Source organism: Rhodospirillales bacterium (assembly GCA_014323865.1).
In the GTDB taxonomy this organism is placed as follows: Bacteria; Pseudomonadota; Alphaproteobacteria; order SP197; family SP197; genus SP197.
This window is the reverse complement of the sequence record JACONG010000016.1, coordinates 759,155-777,502: the sequence shown is the minus strand read 5'-3', so window position 1 is coordinate 777,502 and position 18,348 is coordinate 759,155. Positions and strand designations below refer to the sequence as shown.

Sequence of the window (18,348 nt, the reverse complement as noted above, 5' to 3'; positions counted from 1 at the left end):
CGAACGATCTCATCGCTGATGTTGACCACCTGTCCGCTGACGATGAACAACGTATGGCCGTTCTGCTGCTCGACCGAGAAGGCGACATCCCGATAGTCGAGTCTGGCCGAAGTCCGTGGCCCACGAGGCCCGCTGTCTCGTAGACCGGGATCATCCATGTCGCCATTTTCATGACCGCCGTTCGCCACTCGAACCCGGCAAAGAGGATGCTGCCGATGACAAGCAGCAGGAAGATCTTGAGACCCCAGCTTCCACCCGATTGCGGTTCAGGCTCTTCCGGCGCGGGTGCCTACGGCATGGGATAGGCCTCAAGGGGTTTATCAAGCGGTTCCTGGAACCAGACGTACTTGCACATGGCGCAACGCAGCTTGCGCCCCTTATCCCCCAATACTCCCCCAATACGCCCTCGGGCAGCCAGAATGTGGTTCCACAGGACGGACAATCGAGATTCATGCCCCTTCGCGTGGCGTCACGCGCCCTAGCTGTTATGTTCAACAGGCGGGGACGGTGAACGTGGCGAGGGAGGCCGGACCTGCCCGTCAGACTGCGCTGGAACGGGATCGGCAGGCGTGATTCGCTTCGAAAACGTCGGACTTCGCTATGGCAGCGGACCGGAGGTCCTGAAGGACGTCGGGCTGTTGCTTGAGTCGGGGTCGTATCATTTCCTGGTCGGGCAGAGCGGTGCCGGCAAGTCATCGCTTCTGAGCCTGCTCTATCTCGCACGGCGACCGACGCGCGGGTTGGTGACCATGTTCGGTGAGGACATCGTCAGCGCGCCGCGCAGCCGCTTTCCCGGTTTGCGGCGCAAGATCGGTGTCGTCTTCCAAGACTACCACCTGCTCGACCACCTCACCGCCTTCGACAATGTGGCCCTGCCGTTGCGCGTGGCCGGGGCGGGGCCCGGCCGGATTCGTTCCCACGTGCTGGAATTGCTCAACTGGGTCGGTCTCGGCGACAAGGTCGACGCCCAGCCGCCCTTCATGTCGGGTGGCGAAAAGCAGCGGGTTGCAGTCGCGCGTGCGGTGATAGGCCAGCCCGATCTGTTGCTCGCCGACGAACCCACCGGCAACCTCGACGAAGCGATGGCGGAACGTCTGATGCGGCTCTTCGAGGAGCTCAACCGTCAGGGCACGACGCTGATGATCGCCACCCACGACACCAGCCTGCCCCAGCGCTTTCCCCATTCTGTTCTGCGACTGGAAGAAGGACGGCTCTGGCCGGTGGCGTCGTCGTGAGGTTCTGGAGTGGATCGAACGATGTCCCGCTGGCATCCGATTCCTCGGCGCGGTTCGTGCCCTGGATCATCGGCACCATGGTGTTCCTCTCGGCGCTCGTGCTGGCGGTCGCCCTGGTGCTCGACAGTGCCATTGAGCACTGGCGCCTGAGTCACAGCGTGCGGTTGACCGTGGAGATACCCGCCGCCCGCAATCACGATGAAGCGGTCGATGCGGTGATCATGCGCCTGTCGGGCCTTTCCGGGGTCGTCTCCGTCGCACCGGTCGACGACGCACAGATGAACGCGTTGCTTGCGCCCTGGGTCGGCGACGATCTCGACCTTTCGGTGTTGCCGCTGCCGCGCCTGCTGGATGTGGAAATCGTCACGCCCGGCGCGCTCGATCCCGTGGCGACCGAACGCCTGCTGTACGAGATCGTGCCTGGCGTCCGGGTCGACGATGGCCGGCGCTGGCTCGAGCCGGTCCGTACGACCGCAGGATCGCTGCAGCTCATTGCCGGTGTGATCCTTATCCTGATCGGCCTGGCATCCATCGCGACCGTGATCTTCATGACGCGAACCGGCCTTGCGGTGCACAAGGACACGATCGCGGTCCTGCACCAGGTCGGCGCGCGCGACCGCTACGTCGCGAGCCTGTTCCAGAACCAGGCCTTTGTCCTAGCCCTGCTGGGCGGGGTCCCCGGCCTCGGGCTGGCGGCCATCTGTCTGACCATCGTGAGTTCGCTGGCGGCGCGGCTCGAAGCGCCGCTCCTGCCTCAGGTCGCGTTCGGTGCCGATGACTGGATTCCGCTTCTGATTCTGCCGCTGGTGGCGGCCGTCATCGCCATGCTGACCGCCCGCATCACGGTCCTCGCCACGCTGGCGCGCATGCCATGAAGCGGCGCAAACGCTCGACGATTCGCCGGCTCGGCGGGCTGCTCGGCCTGTTGTTCCTGGCCTGGGCGGCCGGGTTCCTGTGGTTCGTCGACCGCATTCCCGAGGCGGTTGAGGATGAAACGACGCGGACCGACGCCATCGTTGTCCTGACCGGCGGCAGCGAACGTCTGCCGGTCGGCCTGGCTCTGCTCGAAGCCGATCTTGCAGAGCGTCTGTTCGTCTCTGGCGTCTACTCCAGGGTCGATGTGGCGACGATCCTCGACGTCAACGACCAGGCGCGGACGACGCTGGCTTGCTGCATCGACCTCGGCCACGATGCCCGCCACACGATCGGCAATGCGCGCGAGACGGCGATCTGGATAGCCTCGGGCGACCGCACGTCGATGCGGCTCGTCACGGCCAACTACCACATGCCGCGCAGCCTGAACCTGTTTCGGCGTGCCATGCCGGAGATCGAGATCGTGCCCCACCCCGTCTTTCCGGATTCGGTCCGGATCGATTCGTGGTGGAGCCACCCCCGCACTTTCGCCCTGCTGGCCGACGAGTACACGAAGTACCTCGTCAGTCTGATCTGGCCGCCGCCATGATCCTGCTGCGCTCCCTGTTGTTCCTGGTCGCGTCCATCACCGCGCTCCTGGTGATCAGTATTCCCGGGTTGCCCCTCCTGCTTGTGGCGCGTGACCGGGCCGGTGATCTGACCCGCTGGTTCGCGGGCTTCCAGCTCCGCCTGCTCCGGGCGACGACGGGCCTTGATCACGAACTGCGCGGTCTCGATACCCTGCCTGACAAGCCGGTCATCCTTGCGGTAAAGCACCAGTCCTCGCTGGAGACCTATGCGCTCTGTTCGTGCCTTCCGATGGCGCGGTTCGTGCTAAAGTGCGAGCTTGTGCTGATCCCGATCGTCGGCTGGTACATCGCGGCGATGGGGCCGATCACCGTCGACCGTTCGGCCGGCGCCTCGGCCCTGAAGGACATGCTGAAACGGGCACAAGCCGCCGTCGCGCAGGGTCACTCCGTGGTGATCTTCCCGGAAGGTACCCGCACGTCGCCGGGCGAGCAGCGCCGCTATCACCCCGGTGTGGCCGCGCTCTATAGCGACCTCGGGCTGCCTGTGGTTCCGGTCGCGGTCAACACCGGCGTCTTCTGGCAGCGGCGCGGTCTGCGCAAGCGGCCCGGCACCGCGGTGATCGCGTTGCTGGAGCCGATCCCGCCGGGCATGAACCGCAAGGCGTTCATGGATGCGCTGTCGCAACGCATCGAAACGGCGTCCACAGCGTTGCTGGAAGAGGCCGGGAAAGCCTGAATTACGGGGATTTCCCGGCTGCCTACCACCTGTCCTTGCGAAACAAAATGGGAACAGGCGCTTTCGTCTCCAGGTCCGTTGCGGTAACATGATCCTTTCCCGAATGCAGGACCATTGGACGACCACCATGACCGAGTCGCCTTCTCCGGTTGCGCTTCAAATCTGGGATATGAAGTATCGCCTGAAGGACGCCGATAGGGCACCTGTGGATGGTGATGTCGAGGCGAGCCAGTAGCGTATTGCCGCTTTCCCTGGCCTCCGTGGAGGATGAGAGCGTCTGCCCTGAGCAGGAGGCGGCGTTCTTCGAGGCCATGTCGGGCCACAAATTCATCCCCGCAGGCCGCATCCTCGCAGGCGCGGGGACCGGACGGAACGTCACGCTCTTCAACTGCTTCGTCATGGGCACGATCCCCGATGACATGAGCGGCATCTTCGAGCACCTGAAGGAAGCCGCCCTCACCATGCAGGCGGGCGGTGGTATCGGTTATGACTTCTCGACGCTCCGCCCCAAGGGTGCCCCGGCCCGGGGCGTCGGTGCTGACGCCTCCGGCCCCCTGACCTTCATGGACGTGTGGGACAGCATGTGCCGCACGGTCATGAGTGCCGGCCACCGGCGCGGCGCGATGATGGCCACCATGCGCCGCTCCACCGACTATTTCGTCACCGCGCAAACGCTGCAACCTGCCGATCACGTTCGGATGCAGGCAGCCGCGCAGCCGGACAGCGACAGCGCCATATCGAAGACAATCAACGTGCCTGAGAACATCAACTTCGAGGCGTTCAAGGACGTGCACATGCAGGCCTGGAACATAGGCTGCACAACGTACCGCCTGAACGACGTGACCGGATCGGTGCTGTCGGTCGAGCCCGCGAAGCCCGCCGACACGGCAGCGCCAATCGACAGGCCAGAAGCCTTGCCCGGCCAGACATAACAAGCTACGCTGGCTCGAGAGCGCTCACGCGATTTACCTGACCGTGCACGACGGCCAGCGTCGGCCTCACGCGCATGATCAGCGCCGTGTTTCGGCGAGGCGGGGACGTGAGCTTCGTGGTCGAGCAACTGAAGGCCGTATTCGACCCGCGCGGCGGCCAGTGGATGGGCGGCCAGTACGTGCCATCCCTGCTTGCGGCCATCGGCGAGGTGCTGGAAGAGCATATGGTGTCGATTGGCTTTCTGGAGGCGCAGAGGCAAGAACGTCGAGGTCTTTGCCCGCGCCGGGGGCCGCGCGCCGGACAATTGCCCGCGCTGTGGTCAGCCCAGCCTGATCCACCAGGAGGGCTGCAACCTCCGCACATCCTGCGGCTTCTCCAAGTGCGCGTGATCGGGTAAACGCCTTTCAGCGCTGGAAACGAGGTCGCCATGGCCAACAACGACAACACCGGTATCGAGCCGCCCGAGGAGCTGCTCCGCCTGCGAGCCAGCATCGACAATCTCGATGCGGCGATCATTCATCTGCTCGCCGAGCGCTTCAAACTGACTCGTGAGGTCGGGCACTTGAAGGCCGAGCAGACCCTGCCGCCGTCGGACCCCGGACGTGAGGCGCGCCAGGTCGAGCGCATACGCAAGCTTGCCGCCGATGCGGGCCTGGAGCCCGAGTTCGCGGAGAAATTTCTCGCCTTCGTCATCGCCGAGGTCATCCGCCACCACGAGGCCATCGCGGAATCTAAGGCGGGGGGCGTCTGACCACCCGACCGATGTGGATCATGATTGCCGGTCCCTACACTTCCGGCAGTGCGGACTCTTCCCGACGTCAACGCAATCCCGACGCCATGAACAGCGCGGCGCTTGCCGTCTGGAGCAAAGGTCATATGCCCGTGATCGGTGTGAACATGACGTTGCCCATGATCGCGGCGGCGGGCACGGACAAGTTTGACGCCCTCATGAATGCCGGTCTCGTTGGCGCTTGCAGAATGCTGCGATGCCTTGCTCCGCATTGGTGGCCCATCGCCGATCGCGAGATTGCCACGTTCGCGCAGCGGGGCTGGCAGGTCTTCCGTTCGCTCGACGATACTCCCACCGCCGCAGGCTAGGCGCCCCCTCTGATCGCGCGCACCCGATCACGCAGCTCCAGGAGATGCGAATCGTGGATGCCTTCATCGAGCAGATGGGCGACGGTGTTTTCGAGGTACTCCCAGCCTTCACCCGAATTGCCCTTGCCGTGGGCCAGCAGTTGGGCGGCGGTCTCGGGAGGGAGCTTGCCGGCGAACTGTATGTGTCCCTTCGGTCCCGGAACGTAGGTTATGGCGGTGACCTCGCTGTCCTCGGTCCGGGCTGTCACCCAATGAGGGCTGTAGATATCGGTCACCCGCTCGCGAGCGTCGAGATAGTCGACCACGGCGCGGGCCTTGCCGGCGGCGATCCGATAGGCCGCCCCCCGGCACGAGCCACCGGGATGCAGGCCCAGCACAAGACCCGGCTCTTCGGGCGATCCCCTGTGCCAGTGGGAATAGACGCAGAAGGCGCGGTGAAAGCCGTGGATGCAGGCGGAACGGCGCTTCAGCACCGCGAAGCCGGGCTTCCACATGAGTGAACCGTAGCCGAAGACCCAGATGTCTCCATTGGCTTCGGTGTGCAGGATGGGGGAGGGCGGACCGACGGCCTTCATGGCTCCGTGATGTACGCACCCGCGCCAAGCGATTCAATGGTGCTGAACGCCATTTCCGCGCCCCGATTGGAGGGCTATAACCTCGGTCATGCGCCGCATCCTGATTGCCGCTATCGCCGTCTTCGTGCTCGTCGTCGCCTACTCGGCTTACTGGCACGTCATGGCCTCGCGCTCGGGAGAATGGGTCGCCTACTGGGCGGCACCGCAGCCGGGCAAGTCCTGGCACGGGTCCTTTGGCGAGAGCGAGGTCTCGGGGTTCCCTTTCTCGCTCGACATCCGCATCACCGACCCCACCGTGACCTGGCAGGGCAGCGCGGGTGCGGCCGTTTGGCGCGGACCCTGGCTGGTCGCCAGCTTCAAGCCCTGGACCTTCGCCTCGCTCGATTTCGATCTGCCGCCAGAGCAGACGGTGCTGATCGACGACGGCGTCCTGGTCCGCAGCATCGGTGTCAGCATGGCCTCGGGCACCGCAACGGTCACGATGGACGACGGGCAGGCGGACGGTCTCGCGGGCCTCTTCCGGCGCGTGGTCGTGCACTACGAAGACGGCCGGCCGCCGGTCACCGCCGACCAGCTCGATATCTCCGTCACCGCGCTCGACGACAGCAGTGCTTTCGAAGCCGGGGTCGTGATCCACAACCTCGGTCTCGCGGGCCAGGTTGTGCCGCCGTTCGACGCCGTGGTGCCCAGGGTCGAAACTTCGTTGCGCTGGAACGGCGCCCTGATGGGAAGCGGATCGCTGGCCCAGCGTCTGGAAGCGTGGCGCGTTGCGGGTGGCACCGTCGACGTCACCGCGTTCGCCGTCGATTGGCCACCGCTGGATGTCACGGCCGCCGGCACTCTGGCACTCGACGGCGAACTGCGGCCGATCGGTGCCTTTCGCACGGAGATCATCGGCTACAGAGATCTGCTCGATGCCATGGGAAAAGGCGGTGGTCTCGATCGCGGCCAAGCGACCGTCGCCGGCGCAGCGCTCGACTTCATGGCCGTACGCCAGGCGGACGGCCGCATGCAGCTGGCCGTCGATGTCTCGATCCAGCACGGCCTGTTGTCCGTGGGACCGATCCCGGTGATGCCGGTTGCCCCGGTGCTGCCCGCAGAAGCTGGGTTCTAGGCCTGACCGGCGTCGATGACGCCGCTGCGGACGTCGCGGCTGCGGCGGAAGAGATCCTCCAGCACCTCACCCTCGCCCCAGCGAATGGCCCGTTGCAGGCGGGTCAGGTCCTCGCTGAAGCGCTGCAGCATCTCCAGCACGGCTTCGCGGTTGTTGAGGTAGACGTCGCGCCACATGATCGGGTCCTGCGCGGCCAGCCGCGTCATGTCGCGGAAGCCGGTGGCCGAATACTTGATGACCTCCTGCCGAGTGCTGCTCTCGAGTTCGTCGACCGTGCCGACGATGTTGAAGGCGATCAGCGTGGGCAAGTGCGATGTGATCGCGAGGATCCAGTCGTGGTGCGCGGGATCGAGTACATCGACGGTCGAACCGGCCGCTTCCCAGAGCTTGGTCACCCGGGCAATCGCCGTCTCATCGGTGCCCTCGGGCGGCGTCAGGACGGTCCAGCGGTCCTCGAACAGCGTGTCGAATCCGTTCTCGGGACCGTTCTTCTCGGTACCAGCCAGCGGATGGGCCGGCACGAAATGGACGCCTTCGGGCATGTGCGGAACAACGGCATTGATCACAGCCTGCTTGACCGAGCCGACGTCCGTCACGATCTGGCCGGGCTTGAGCACGGGTGCGATAGCCTGAGCGATGGCGCCGTTGGTGCCGATCGGCGTGCAGATCAACGTGATATCGGCGCCGTCGGCGGTTTCTGCCGGATCCTTGGTAACGTGATCGGCGATCCCGAGATCCATCACGGTCTTGAGTGTCTCATCACGGCGGGCGCAGGCGACGACGCGTTCGGCAAGGTTGTCGCGCTTGATCACACGCGCCAGCGAGGAGCCGATGAGGCCGATGCCGATGAAGGCGATCGTGCCGAAGGGACGGTCTGTGCTCATGGCCGCCCCATGAACCGCGCCAGGCATTCGGTCAGCGCATCCATCTCGTGACCGAGTCCGATGTTGATGCGCAGACCGTCCAGAATGCCGTAGGCCTCGAGATTGCGCACGAAGATGCGGTTCTCGATGAGGAAGCGCTCGGCCGCCTTCGCCTGCTCCGCGCCACCCGGGAACCGCACCAGAAGGAAGTTCACCACGCTGTCGTGCACGGTGAGCCCCATGCTGCGCAGGGACTGGGTCAGGCGCGGTAGCCAGTGTTCGTTGTGCTCGCGTGCGCGGGCGACATGGTCGTCGTCCTCAATGGCTGCACCGGCCGCCGCGAGTGCGATGCTGTTGACGTTGAAAGGACCGCGCACCCGGTTGATCGCGTCGACCACGCCTTCGGGGCCGTAGAGCCAGCCCACCCGCAGACCCGCGAGCGAATAGATCTTCGAGAAGGTCCGCGTCATGACCGTGTTGTTACAGTCGTGGACCAGCTCCGCCCCGGCGCTGTAGTCGTCCCGGCTGACGAACTCGGCATAGGCGGAATCGATCACCAGCAGGACGTGCTTGGGCAGGCCCGCGCGCAGGCGCGCGATCTCCGAGGTCGGGATGTAGCTGCCGGTCGGGTTGTTCGGGTTGGCGACGAAGACCAGCTTGGTCCGCCCCGTCACGGCCGCAAGCAGGGCATCGACGTCCGTCCGGTAGGCAGCCTCGGGGGCGGTCACCGGTGTGGCGCCTGCCGCTCTGGTGGCGATGGGATAGATCGCGAAACCGTACTGGCTGTAGAGCACCTCATCGCCCTCTCCGCAGTAGAGCGAGGGCAGCATCTCCAGAAGCTCGTCCGAACCGTTGCCGCAGACAATGCGCGCGGGATCGATGCCCCAGCGCCGTCCGATCGCCTCGCGCAGGTCGCTGGCACTGCCGTCGGGATAGCGCACGACCGTCTCGGTCGCTGCCTTGGCCGCCGCGACGGCGAGCGAGCTGGGCCCGAGCGCCGACTCGTTCGACGACAGCTTGATGACCGGTCGGTCGCCGCCGTCGCTTGTCCCGTTCTTACCGGGCACATAGGGCTTGATATCGAGAATCCCCGAGCGGGGAACGGGCACGGTCATGGTCTGCTGCTGTCCGTGGAAAGCTCGGATGTTTAGGTGACGGGCCCGGGAAAGGCAAAGAAAACATTGACATAGAATGTCCCTTTCCCTACCCAAGGCGTGCTCCGCCTGAACAACGACCTTTAGAAAACCCAATTGCAGCGGGGCCCTTGCACGATGACGCTCGCGGGCAAGTCCGTACATGAGATGCAGGAGGCGCTTCCCGGGCCGCGGGAAGTGCTCGCCGGCGGTGCGCCGATCACGCTGGAATCGGGCGCGACGCTTGGCCCGGTCACCGTAGCCTACCAGACATGGGGCGAGCTCAACGCCGACCGGACCAATGCGGTGCTAATCTGCCATGCGTTGACCGGCGATCAGTACGCCTTGGGCAATCATCCGGTGACAGGCAAGCCGGGCTGGTGGGAGCGCATGGTCGGTCCCGGTAAGCCGCTCGACGCCGACCGTTTCTTCGTGATCTGCCCGAATTGCCTAGGCGGATGCATGGGGACAACCGGCCCGGCCGCTGTCGATCCCGAAACCGGCGAGCTCTACGGCACGTCGTTTCCGGTGATCACCATCCGCGACATGGTGGAGGTTCAGGCGCGTCTTCTCGATCAGCTCGGGATCGAGAAGATCATGTGCGTCGTGGGCGGTTCCATGGGCGGCATGCAGGTTCTGGAGTGGGCGGCCCGCCACAGCGATCGTGTCGTCAGCGCGGTTCCGATTGCGGGTGCTGCCCGTCACTCCGCCCAGAACATCGCGTTCCACGAGGTCGGACGCCAGGCGATCATGGCCGATCCCGACTGGTGCGGCGGCTTCTACTACAAGGAAGGCAAGAGGCCCGAGGCAGGGCTCTCGGTCGCCCGCATGGCGGCCCACATCACCTACCTCTCCGAACCTGCCCTGTGGCGCAAGTTCGGCCGTTCGCTGCAGGACCGCTACGCCAAGTCGTTCGGCTTCGAGGCCGATTTCCAGGTCGAGAGTTACCTTCGCTATCAGGGTGCCAGCTTCGTCGAGCGCTTTGATGCCAACGCTTACCTCTACATCACCCGGGCGATGGACTACTTCGACTTGGAGGCGGAGTACGACGGCGACCTCGCGAATGCCTGGAAGAACACGTCGACCCGCTTCCTCCTGGTCAGCTTCACAAGCGACTGGCTGTTCCCGACCTCCGAGAGCAAGGAGGTCGTGCGCTCGCTGAACCGTGCCGGCGCGAACGTGAGTTTCGTCGAAATCGAGAGCGACAAGGGCCACGACGCCTTCCTGCTCGAGGAACCCGATCTCTTCGCAACAACGGGCGGCTTCCTCGACAGCGTCGCGCGCGAGCAGGGAATATAGGCTCATGTCTCTGCTCTCCGGCGCCCGTGATCGCTTCAACCTCGGCGACAACGCCTTCGGCCTCCGACCCGATCTGGCGCTGGTCGCCAGCATGATCGAGCCGGGTTCGCGGCTGCTCGATATCGGCTGCGACGACGGCGCGCTGCTCGAATACCTCGACAAGGAGCAGGGCTGCGACGGGCGTGGCATGGAGATAAGTCAGGCCGGCGCGAACGCCTGCGTGGCCCGGGGCCTTCCGGTGGTCCAAGGCGATGCCGACCGCCATCTCGTGGACTACCCCGACGAAACCTTCGATTACGCGATTCTGAGCCATACGTTGCAGGCCGTGCACAAGCCGCAGGAGGTCCTGCACCAGATGTTGCGGATCGCCGATACGGCCATCGTCTCGATCCAGAACTACGGCCACTGGCGGGCACGCTGGTCGATGGTGACGCGCGGCCGGATGCCACATACGAGGACCCTCTCGCAGCCTTGGTTCCAGACCACCAGAATTCGACCCTGCACCGTGTGCGACTTTCTCGATCTTGTCCGTATCGAAGGCCTGAAGATTGATCGCGCCTACGGCATTGCCAAGGAGCGTGAGGTCACCGTCATCAAGTCGGGGTTCGAGGGCCAGGCGAACCTGTTCGCCGAGCAGGCGGTGTTCGAGCTCTACCGTCCCGCCGATCCGAAATTGCGTCGTCGTCGTCGTTCCTGAACGATTCGACGGCCGAAGGATGGCCGGGCACGAAAATCCGTTGTCGCAGGCTCCGTCGGCCGGCCGTGGGCAGGGCGCCATACATCTGCTTTGACGCTTCGACCAGCACCACGCCTGGAAGGGGCAGGCCCCAGCGCCGGCCGATGCGTTCCCATGCTGGCGCGGACCAGAGAGAAAGCCCGCGTTGGGTCGGCGGTACGTAGAGAGTGAACTCGGTGGCCAGCGGTGTGAACATGCTGTCGCGCAATAGCTTGTCGATCTGCCCTTCGTTGAAGGGATAGCCATGGCCGAACGGGGTGTGATCGGCGCGTGCCCACAGGCCGCGCCGATTGCCGACGGCGACGAGTAGCCGGCCGCGGGCGGCGAGAACGCGCCAGGCCTCGCGCAGCAGGGCCGAGCGCGTCTCGCTGTGCTCAAGGGCATGGACCATGAGAATGCGTTCGACCGACTCGTCGGGCAGCGGCAGGGCGAAATCGTCGGTCAGGCAGACCTGTGCCGGCTCGTCATCGGGCCAGCGGATCACGCCCTGCGGCGCCGGCGCAAACGACATCACGCGATCGGCCTCGTCCTGAAAGACCCTCAGATAGGGCGTGGCGTAACCGAGACCCATGATCCGCTGGCCCTTTACGTCTGGCCACATCGACCGGACGCGGGCGAGCATCACCCGGCGCGCAACCTGGCCCAGCCGGGTGCGATAAAACGCGTTGAGATCGGCGACATCCTGGTACATCAATCCCATCCTAACGATCTTACCCAAGGACCTGATAGACTCATGAAACTGCACCAGAGCCCGACCTCGCCCTTTGTCCGCAAGGTGCTGGTCGCCGCCCACGAACGCGGCCTTGCCAACCGGATCGAACTGCTGCCAACGTCGACGATGGCATCGGGCGAACTGGCGACCGACAATCCGCTGGCCAAGGTACCGGCGCTTGTCACCGACGACGGCGAAGCGATCTACGACAGCCTTGTGATCGTGACCCTGCTCGACACCATGGGCAGTGGCCCCCGCATGATGCCCGTTGATGCCGCAACCCGTGTCGCAGTCTTGCGTCGACACGCTCTGGCGGACGGCATGATGCAGGCTGCGGTCGCCAGCGTGATGGAGACGCGCCGCCCGGACGACAAGATCTGGAGCGATTTCATCCATAAGGAACATGGCCGGGTCAGCCGCGGTCTGGCGGTGATCGAAGGCGAGATCGATGTCATCGGCGGGCACGTCGATCTCGCGACGATCTCGATCGGTGTGGCCCTGGGCTACATTGACTTCCGTCTTGGCGATTTCGGTTGGCGTGAGACCTGCCCGAAGCTGGCCGCTTGGTATGCGGAGTTCTCGCAGCGGCCGTCGATGGTCGGCACTGCCCCGCCAGCCTGAGCACGCGCTTGCACTACAGCGACATCGAGACTGCGCTCGCATCCCACGGGTTGCTGGCGCGCGGCGCCTTCGCTGCCGATGCCGAAGACGGTCTCGGCGATGCGGCGCGGTGCTTGGTCATGGTGGGCAACGTCGGTTCCGGCCTCTGGCGTTTCTTTGCCGACCAGCGCCGCGACGAGCCAGACGCCATGAACCGCTGGAGCAGGCGGGTGATCGACCCGATCGCCGAGCGATTCGCCGCGCGCGCCATCTATCCCTTCGACGGACCGCCGTGGTTCCCGTTCCAGCGCTGGGCGCAACGCGCCGAGCCGGTGTATCCGTCGCCCATCGGCATGCTGATCCATCCGGACTATGGCCTCTGGCACGCCTATCGTGGCGCACTCGTGTTCGATCGTGCCGTCGAGGGACTGCCCCGACCCGACGACCGCCCGAGCCCCTGTGAGATATGCGCCGACAAGCCGTGTCTCGTGACCTGTCCCGTTAACGCCTTTTCAGGCGAGCGCTATGACGTTCCGACATGTGCCGATCACTTGAGCACACCGGAGGGGGCTGATTGCATGGCGCTCGGATGTCGCGCGCGCCGTTCCTGTCCCGCCGGACAGGACACGGACTATCTGCCGGAGCAGGCCGCGTTCCACATGACGGCGTTTCTCGGGTCGCGCTGACCGGTTTCAGCCAACGGGCGCAGGACCGCTTCAGATGCGCCGTTGCGGGGTGCCGTCGTTGAGAACCTGGTCGAATACCCGGTTGTTGAAGCGGTAGACCGCCTGTTCGTTGGCCGAAAACCGGCCCTGGCGGTGGAGCCGCGACGACAGGCCAGCCTGCTGCGCCTCGCAGATAGCTTTGTCCTCGTCGATCCCGGTGTCCCAACGGTGGAAGTAGGGCACCGCTCCGGTTTCGAAGTCGTCGCGTTCGGTGGTTGCGCGCGGGAAGCACTGGCCGACCTTGAGCACAGTGTGGTCGGACACGACCGGTCGGTAGGTCATCCACCACATGCAGTCCCGGACACAGGCGAGCTGAGTGTTGGGGTGCAGCGTGGTGAAGAAGGTGCCCGCACGAGCCTCCTCGCTCAGGCCCTTGACCGGAGCGAAGGGGATGGTCTCGCCCGGCAGCACGGCGATCGAGGTTTTCTGCAAAACCTGAATCGCATCCCAGTGACCCCGTATCGCGAGCTCGCGGGTAGCCTGCTGGCCCAGCGAAGCACCGTGCACGGTGCCGGTGTGGTAGGCCTCCATGGCATTTTCGGCGATCAGCTTCCAGTTCTCGGGAACTTGGCACTCGAGACGACGCACACAAACGAAATCCACGAAGCGGTGGCTAGCGAGCCGTTCGGTCAAGGTCGCCGAGACAGTCGGTGAGCGGCGGCGTTTCGTGGCTGTAGCAGATGAAGACGAATCCGGCCCAAGTCTCCATGCGAATCGGGATCAGTCCGTTCTCATCAGGTGAGAAGTCAGCTGTCGCCTCCATGCCGGGCGCACCGGCCAAGGCGTCGTCCAAGCGATAATTCCAAGCATGATAGGAGCAGACGATACGCGCGCAGGTGCAGGTTCCCGTGGCAAGGTGCGCACCGCGATGGCGGCAGGTGTTGGTGAAGGCACACGGGAAACCGTCGCGCGATTCCGGACCAGAAGAACTGGCCCTCCGACGCTCTCGACGGCATGGTAGCCGCCTTCTGGCATCTCTTCGACGCGGCCGACGAACTGCCAGCCTCGGGCGAAGATCGTTCCTTCTCGCGGGCGAAGAAGGCCCAGGCCGTGTAGCACCGCGCCGGCAGTGTCGCCGCCTCCATCACGGGACGGCGCACGGCCTCGTAGTGCCGGGGGTCGAACAGACCATCCATGGCGCGCGGGGGATGCGAGCTCGCACGCCTTGGCAAGGCGGCATGTTGCGTCTTATGATGTGATACGCAACACGTACTTTCGATGATTCGATCGTTCGCAGACCAGGATACAGAACGGCTGTTCAACCGGCAGTCCGTCCGACGCTACCGCGCGTCCGAGCGGCAGGCGCTAATCAAGCTGCGCTATCTCGACGCCGCAACGATGCTCCATGATCTGGCGTCACCACCGGGCAACCGGCTCGAAGCCCTCAGGGGAGACCGTCAAGGTAGCTGCTCGATTCGAGTCAACAGGCAGCGGCGTGTGTGTTTTCGGTGGCACGAGAACGAAGCATGGGACGTCGAGATCGTCGACTACCACGACTAGGAGAAGGACATGATGCTGGTTCCGATTCACCCAGGCGAGGTCCTGGAAGCCGAGTTCCTTGAACCGCTCGGATTGAGCGCGCGATCGCTGGCCCGGTCGCTGGGAGTCCCGGCCAATCGCATCAGCGATCTGGTGCGTGCACGCCGCGGCATGACAGGCGATACGGCGCTGCGGCTGGCACGTTACTTCGGGACGACGCCTGAACTGTGGCTGAACCTTCAGGCGCGCTATGAACTCGACCTGGCGCGCGATCGCGCTGGCGACGAGATCGAACGAATCACGCCACGTGCAGCGTGACCCTCACGCCATGTAGGCGCCGCCGTTGACCGAGAGGGTCGAGCCGGTGATGAAGCCGGCGTCATCGGCCGTCAGGAAGGTCACGCAGCGGGCGATTTCCTCGGGCTCGCCGATGCGGCCCACGGGGATACCCTTCACGATGCTGGCCATGACCTCGTCGCTGACGTGCGCGATAAGGTCGGTCTTCACGTAGCCTGGGCAGATTGCGTTGACGGTAATGCCCTTGAAGGCGTTCTCAAGCGCCAGCGCCTTGGTGAAGCCCAGCATGCCGGCCTTTGCGGCAGCATAGTTTACCACACCCATCATGCCGGCTTGGCCGTTGATCGAGCTGATGTTGACGATCCGCCCGAAGCCGCGGCCGCGCATGCCGTTCAGCACCGCATGGCTCATGTGGAAGCAGGAGTTGAGATCGACGTCGATCACCTGGTTCCAGTTCTCTTCGGACATCTTGTGCAGGAAGCCGTCGCGGCTGATGCCGGCGTTGTTGATCAGCACCTCGATCGGGCCGACCTTCTCTTCGACCTGGGCGACACCCGCGGCGCAGGCGGCGTGATCGGAGACGTCCCACTTGAACACAGGAATGCCGGTTTCCGCACTGAAGGCGCGGGCGGCCTCGTCGTTGCCGGCGTAGTTCGCGGCAACGTTATAGCCGGCATCCTTGAGGCCGGTTGAAATGGCGGCACCAATTCCACGGCTGCCTCCGGTGACAAGGGCGATACGACCCATAGTCTGATTCTCCGATCGAACGTAATGAAAGATGAGGCGACCGTTGTGCCGCTCCGTTTAACCGCTCCCCTATGTCGAGAAGGTCACGGGCGTGTATCGATTCGCGGACGACGAGTCCAGAGAGACTGGCCGAAAATCGGGCTCTGGCACCAAGAAAACCGATCCGATGGGACGATCAGCGCCTGCCGCCAGCCGGACGCTTTCGGGATGGGTACGCAGCCGCACCATAGGACGACACCGGCGATGGGGCCAAGCGTGAGCACGGAGAACGCCAGGGGCCAGCCGCGGCTTTCCACCAGCACAGACATAAGATGAATGGTCACCACGGTCAGCAGGAAACCCAGACAGGTCTGCAACGTCAGCATGGTGCCGACGGTGTTCTTTTCGGAGAGTTCGGTGATCGAGGCGGAGAACTGGGTAGAATCGGCAATGACCGTGATGCCCCAGATCGTGCAGAGCACAAGCAGCAACCATGGTACGCCGCCGAACAGGAACCCGGCCGCGACCGCATAGGTTCTGCTCGCCGCCATCGCGGTCATGGTTCAGTGTCGTGTGGCCCCACCGGTCGGCCAGCATTCCGCCCGCAAGACACCAGACGAAGCCGCACAGGCCCCATGGTCAGGAAGGTGCCGAAGCGCACCCAGAACCAAGCCTCGCTTCCGGTCATTGAGAGCCGGAGGCTGACATCCAGAAAGACCCCCAGCCGGTCCCACACGGACACTGGAAGACAACCATCTTCACCACCGGCACCTTCACCGCCGGTCTGCGGTTGGGCGGTATGGCCGCGCCGATGTTCCTCGACGGACCGATGAACGGCACCGCCTTGCGCACCTGTGTGGAGCAGGTCCCGGTGCCGGAGTTGAGCCCCGGCGATATCGTGGTGATGGACAATCTTCCGGCCCATGAGGCAGCGGGTGTCCGCCACGCCATCGAAGCCGCCTGTACCAGGCTGCTTGACCTGCCGCCCCAGAGCCCGGACTTGAACCCCATCGGGATGTCGTTCGGGATGTCGTTCTCCGGGCTCAAGGCCCTGCTCCGAAAGGTCGCTGCCAGAACCGTCGATGACCTCTGGGACGCCATCGCAACGATCATCGATAGCTTCACGCCAGAGTACTGCACGAACGTCTTCGCCGCCGCAGAATATCGTCCCGATGAAATTGATTACGCTCTAGCTGCCGGAACCACCCTTCCAGGGCCAGAGTTCGGTCTCCGGATGGAACTGCGACCAGGCGAACCAGAACGCCTGATGGCTGCCGAGATCGGAGCCGTCCGCATCGACCGCCCTGATTCCACCGGCATCGAGCTCCAGGCGCACGTTCTCGAAGTTGATCTCCTCGCCGTTCTGCAACGCAATGAAGGCCGTGCTTCGCTGGAACGCTATCGGCGTACCTGATGCCGTGATCACGCCGACGATGTCTTCGTGAACCGGCAGACGCGGATCGACATCGCCGACTGGAAAGATCGGGCCGTCGGCGTCCCGGTTGTTGCGAAAGTCGAAGTCACGGCCAAGCGCGAGGGCCTCCACCAGGACGGTTGTTTCGGGGTGCGCTTCCTTCCAGGAACCCCAGTCGGTGGTGATGACGCTGGCCTGATCGAGCTGAAAGTCGATGTCCGCCAGCGGTCCGGTCACGGCATGGCCCTTGAAGGTGTCGAAGACCGACAGGGTGGTGATGTCATACATCACCTTGTTGGAACGGATAAGCAGGCCGGAGGTGCGCAGGACCGGGCGCTCGACGCCTGCGGGCAGAACGTCGGTGTAGTAGGCCTGCGCAGCTCCGCAGAGCGTGCAGTAGGGAATGGCCAGGTCACGCCCGCCCAGCGTGTCGTTGACCATCTCGCGAACCTCCATGATGCGGCGCGGATAGGCACGCGCCTCGCCGTTGATCGCGATGCCGAAGACAATGTCGTCATCCTGAAGCCAGGTGGCATCTTCGATGCTGCTCACCTCCGGATTGTCTGCTGCCGGGATGCAATTGCACATGCGATCGGTCGTGTCGTAGGCGCGGTCGTCGACCAGCACGCCACCCCAGGACACCAGCCGCCAGTCGATGTCGCCCTCGACGAAAATGCCGTCCCAGCCGGGGATCACGCTGGTGAAGATGGCGCGTTTGGCCTCGAGGTAATCGGGTGGAGCGGGGATGTTCCAGGCGATGAGACGATTGGTGATCGTGCCCCAGTCGTTCTGTCCATTGGTCTCGATGCCAAGCAGAGTGGCGGCCACGTCGCCCAGTCTCAGATGGAGCTCCCATCCGGTCACGAACCGCATCATGTCGCTGATAATCCACGCGATGCGCGGATCGCCCGACGCTGCGATCTGTTCGAGCGCCGCCAGTTGTTCGTCTCCCCACTTGCTCTCAACCAAACTGTCGACCAGGGCCACCTGCACCGCCGTTGCGAGGTCCTCCGGGAGTGGTCCCTCGGAAATGGCCGGCGGTTCACCAAACTGGGCGATCGCGTAGTCGGAGAGGATCGGTGTCTCCTCGGCCGACAAGGGGCCGACCCACAGGAATGTCACCGAGACCAGCAGGGCGATCGCCAGATTGCGAGGGTTCAAGCTCTCGGCAGGCGCCATGGTGAAGCCTTTCGGTGCGTGACGATGTTGGGAAACGCAAAGGCCAGAGGAA

Annotated in this window: 22 protein-coding genes and 1 pseudogene; 14 read left to right on the top strand and 9 right to left on the bottom strand. The window is 64.5% G+C overall.

Features of this window, described 5'->3' with window-relative positions:
* Positions 1–572 precede the first annotated feature (572 nt).
* From ftsE to GDA49_12775, 7 genes and pseudogenes are all read left to right on the top strand, one after another.
* The gene (gene ftsE, locus GDA49_12805) at positions 573–1,235 is read left to right on the top strand and encodes a cell division ATP-binding protein FtsE (protein ID MBC6441258.1); all 663 of its coding nucleotides are present in this window, start codon (positions 573–575) and stop codon (positions 1,233–1,235) included.
* On the top strand, positions 1,232–2,110 hold the full coding sequence (locus GDA49_12800) for an FtsX-like permease family protein (protein ID MBC6441257.1): 879 nt from the start codon (positions 1,232–1,234) through the stop codon (positions 2,108–2,110). Before ftsE ends, GDA49_12800 begins: the two co-directional genes overlap by 4 nt.
* Positions 2,107–2,697 (top strand): YdcF family protein, encoded by a 591-nt coding sequence (locus GDA49_12795; protein MBC6441256.1) that lies wholly within the window; start codon positions 2,107–2,109, stop codon positions 2,695–2,697. Before GDA49_12800 ends, GDA49_12795 begins: the two co-directional genes overlap by 4 nt.
* Positions 2,694–3,413 (top strand): 1-acyl-sn-glycerol-3-phosphate acyltransferase, encoded by a 720-nt coding sequence (locus tag GDA49_12790; GenBank protein MBC6441255.1) that lies wholly within the window; start codon positions 2,694–2,696, stop codon positions 3,411–3,413. Before GDA49_12795 ends, GDA49_12790 begins: the two co-directional genes overlap by 4 nt.
* 311 nt (positions 3,414–3,724) lie before the next feature.
* Positions 3,725–4,735, top strand: a pseudogene (locus GDA49_12785) (hypothetical protein).
* A gap of 38 nt (positions 4,736–4,773) precedes the next feature.
* Positions 4,774–5,097: a chorismate mutase gene (locus tag GDA49_12780; GenBank protein ID MBC6441254.1), complete on the top strand. Its 324-nt coding sequence runs from the start codon at positions 4,774–4,776 to the stop codon at positions 5,095–5,097.
* 20 nt (positions 5,098–5,117) lie between these two features.
* The gene (locus GDA49_12775; GenBank protein MBC6441253.1) at positions 5,118–5,444 is read left to right on the top strand and encodes a hypothetical protein; all 327 of its coding nucleotides are present in this window, start codon (positions 5,118–5,120) and stop codon (positions 5,442–5,444) included.
* Here GDA49_12775 and GDA49_12770 read toward each other — a convergent pair.
* Entirely contained in the window at positions 5,441–6,019 is a 579-nt protein-coding gene (locus tag GDA49_12770) for a gamma-glutamylcyclotransferase (protein ID MBC6441252.1), read from the bottom strand. The genes GDA49_12775 and GDA49_12770 overlap by 4 nt on opposite strands.
* Before the next feature lie 88 nt (positions 6,020–6,107).
* On the opposite strand from GDA49_12770, the gene GDA49_12765 reads away from it, so the two are divergent.
* A complete protein-coding gene (locus GDA49_12765) occupies positions 6,108–7,133 on the top strand; it encodes a DUF2125 domain-containing protein (GenBank protein MBC6441251.1) in 1,026 nt (341 codons plus the stop codon).
* Here the strand turns inward: GDA49_12765 and GDA49_12760 are convergent.
* The gene (locus GDA49_12760; protein ID MBC6441250.1) at positions 7,130–8,017 is read right to left on the bottom strand and encodes a prephenate/arogenate dehydrogenase family protein; all 888 of its coding nucleotides are present in this window, start codon (positions 8,015–8,017) and stop codon (positions 7,130–7,132) included. The genes GDA49_12765 and GDA49_12760 overlap by 4 nt on opposite strands.
* Positions 8,014–9,111 carry a histidinol-phosphate transaminase gene (locus tag GDA49_12755; protein ID MBC6441249.1) on the bottom strand — a complete coding sequence of 366 codons (1,098 nt, stop codon included), beginning with the start codon at positions 9,109–9,111 and terminating at the stop codon, positions 8,014–8,016. Before GDA49_12755 ends, GDA49_12760 begins: the two co-directional genes overlap by 4 nt.
* A 156-nt stretch (positions 9,112–9,267) precedes the next feature.
* Between GDA49_12755 and GDA49_12750 the strand changes: the two genes are divergently transcribed.
* Positions 9,268–10,428: a homoserine O-acetyltransferase gene (locus tag GDA49_12750; protein MBC6441248.1), complete on the top strand. Its 1,161-nt coding sequence runs from the start codon at positions 9,268–9,270 to the stop codon at positions 10,426–10,428.
* A 4-nt stretch (positions 10,429–10,432) separates the two neighbouring features.
* Entirely contained in the window at positions 10,433–11,125 is a 693-nt protein-coding gene (metW, locus tag GDA49_12745; protein MBC6441247.1) for a methionine biosynthesis protein MetW, read from the top strand.
* Here metW and GDA49_12740 read toward each other — a convergent pair.
* On the bottom strand, positions 11,022–11,855 hold the full coding sequence (locus GDA49_12740) for a methyltransferase domain-containing protein (protein MBC6441246.1): 834 nt from the start codon (positions 11,853–11,855) through the stop codon (positions 11,022–11,024). The genes metW and GDA49_12740 overlap by 104 nt on opposite strands.
* A gap of 42 nt (positions 11,856–11,897) precedes the next feature.
* On the opposite strand from GDA49_12740, the gene GDA49_12735 reads away from it, so the two are divergent.
* Both GDA49_12735 and GDA49_12730 read left to right on the top strand, forming a co-directional pair.
* A complete protein-coding gene (locus GDA49_12735) occupies positions 11,898–12,497 on the top strand; it encodes a glutathione S-transferase N-terminal domain-containing protein (protein MBC6441245.1) in 600 nt (199 codons plus the stop codon).
* Positions 12,498–12,505: 8 nt separating this feature from the next.
* Positions 12,506–13,162, top strand: coding sequence for a ferredoxin (locus GDA49_12730; protein MBC6441244.1), 657 nt, complete (start codon positions 12,506–12,508; stop codon positions 13,160–13,162).
* Positions 13,163–13,192: 30 nt separating this feature from the next.
* Here the strand turns inward: GDA49_12730 and GDA49_12725 are convergent, their stop codons facing one another.
* Both GDA49_12725 and GDA49_12720 read right to left on the bottom strand, forming a co-directional pair.
* Positions 13,193–13,789 carry a hypothetical protein gene (locus tag GDA49_12725; protein MBC6441243.1) on the bottom strand — a complete coding sequence of 199 codons (597 nt, stop codon included), beginning with the start codon at positions 13,787–13,789 and terminating at the stop codon, positions 13,193–13,195.
* A gap of 25 nt (positions 13,790–13,814) precedes the next feature.
* The gene (locus GDA49_12720; GenBank protein MBC6441242.1) at positions 13,815–14,204 is read right to left on the bottom strand and encodes a Rieske (2Fe-2S) protein; all 390 of its coding nucleotides are present in this window, start codon (positions 14,202–14,204) and stop codon (positions 13,815–13,817) included.
* A gap of 215 nt (positions 14,205–14,419) precedes the next feature.
* On the opposite strand from GDA49_12720, the gene GDA49_12715 reads away from it, so the two are divergent.
* A complete protein-coding gene (locus GDA49_12715) occupies positions 14,420–14,701 on the top strand; it encodes a type II toxin-antitoxin system RelE/ParE family toxin (GenBank protein MBC6441241.1) in 282 nt (93 codons plus the stop codon).
* Between the two features lie 12 nt (positions 14,702–14,713).
* A complete protein-coding gene (locus tag GDA49_12710; protein ID MBC6441240.1) occupies positions 14,714–14,998 on the top strand; it encodes a HigA family addiction module antidote protein in 285 nt (94 codons plus the stop codon).
* Positions 14,999–15,001: 3 nt separating this feature from the next.
* Here the strand turns inward: GDA49_12710 and phbB are convergent, their stop codons facing one another.
* From phbB to GDA49_12695, 3 genes are all read right to left on the bottom strand, one after another.
* A complete protein-coding gene (gene phbB, locus GDA49_12705) occupies positions 15,002–15,724 on the bottom strand; it encodes an acetoacetyl-CoA reductase (protein ID MBC6441239.1) in 723 nt (240 codons plus the stop codon).
* Between the two features lie 83 nt (positions 15,725–15,807).
* The gene (locus tag GDA49_12700) at positions 15,808–16,263 is read right to left on the bottom strand and encodes a hypothetical protein (protein MBC6441238.1); all 456 of its coding nucleotides are present in this window, start codon (positions 16,261–16,263) and stop codon (positions 15,808–15,810) included.
* Positions 16,264–16,892: 629 nt separating this feature from the next.
* Positions 16,893–18,296: a DUF3179 domain-containing protein gene (locus tag GDA49_12695; protein ID MBC6441237.1), complete on the bottom strand. Its 1,404-nt coding sequence runs from the start codon at positions 18,294–18,296 to the stop codon at positions 16,893–16,895.
* Positions 18,297–18,348: the final 52 nt, after the last annotated feature.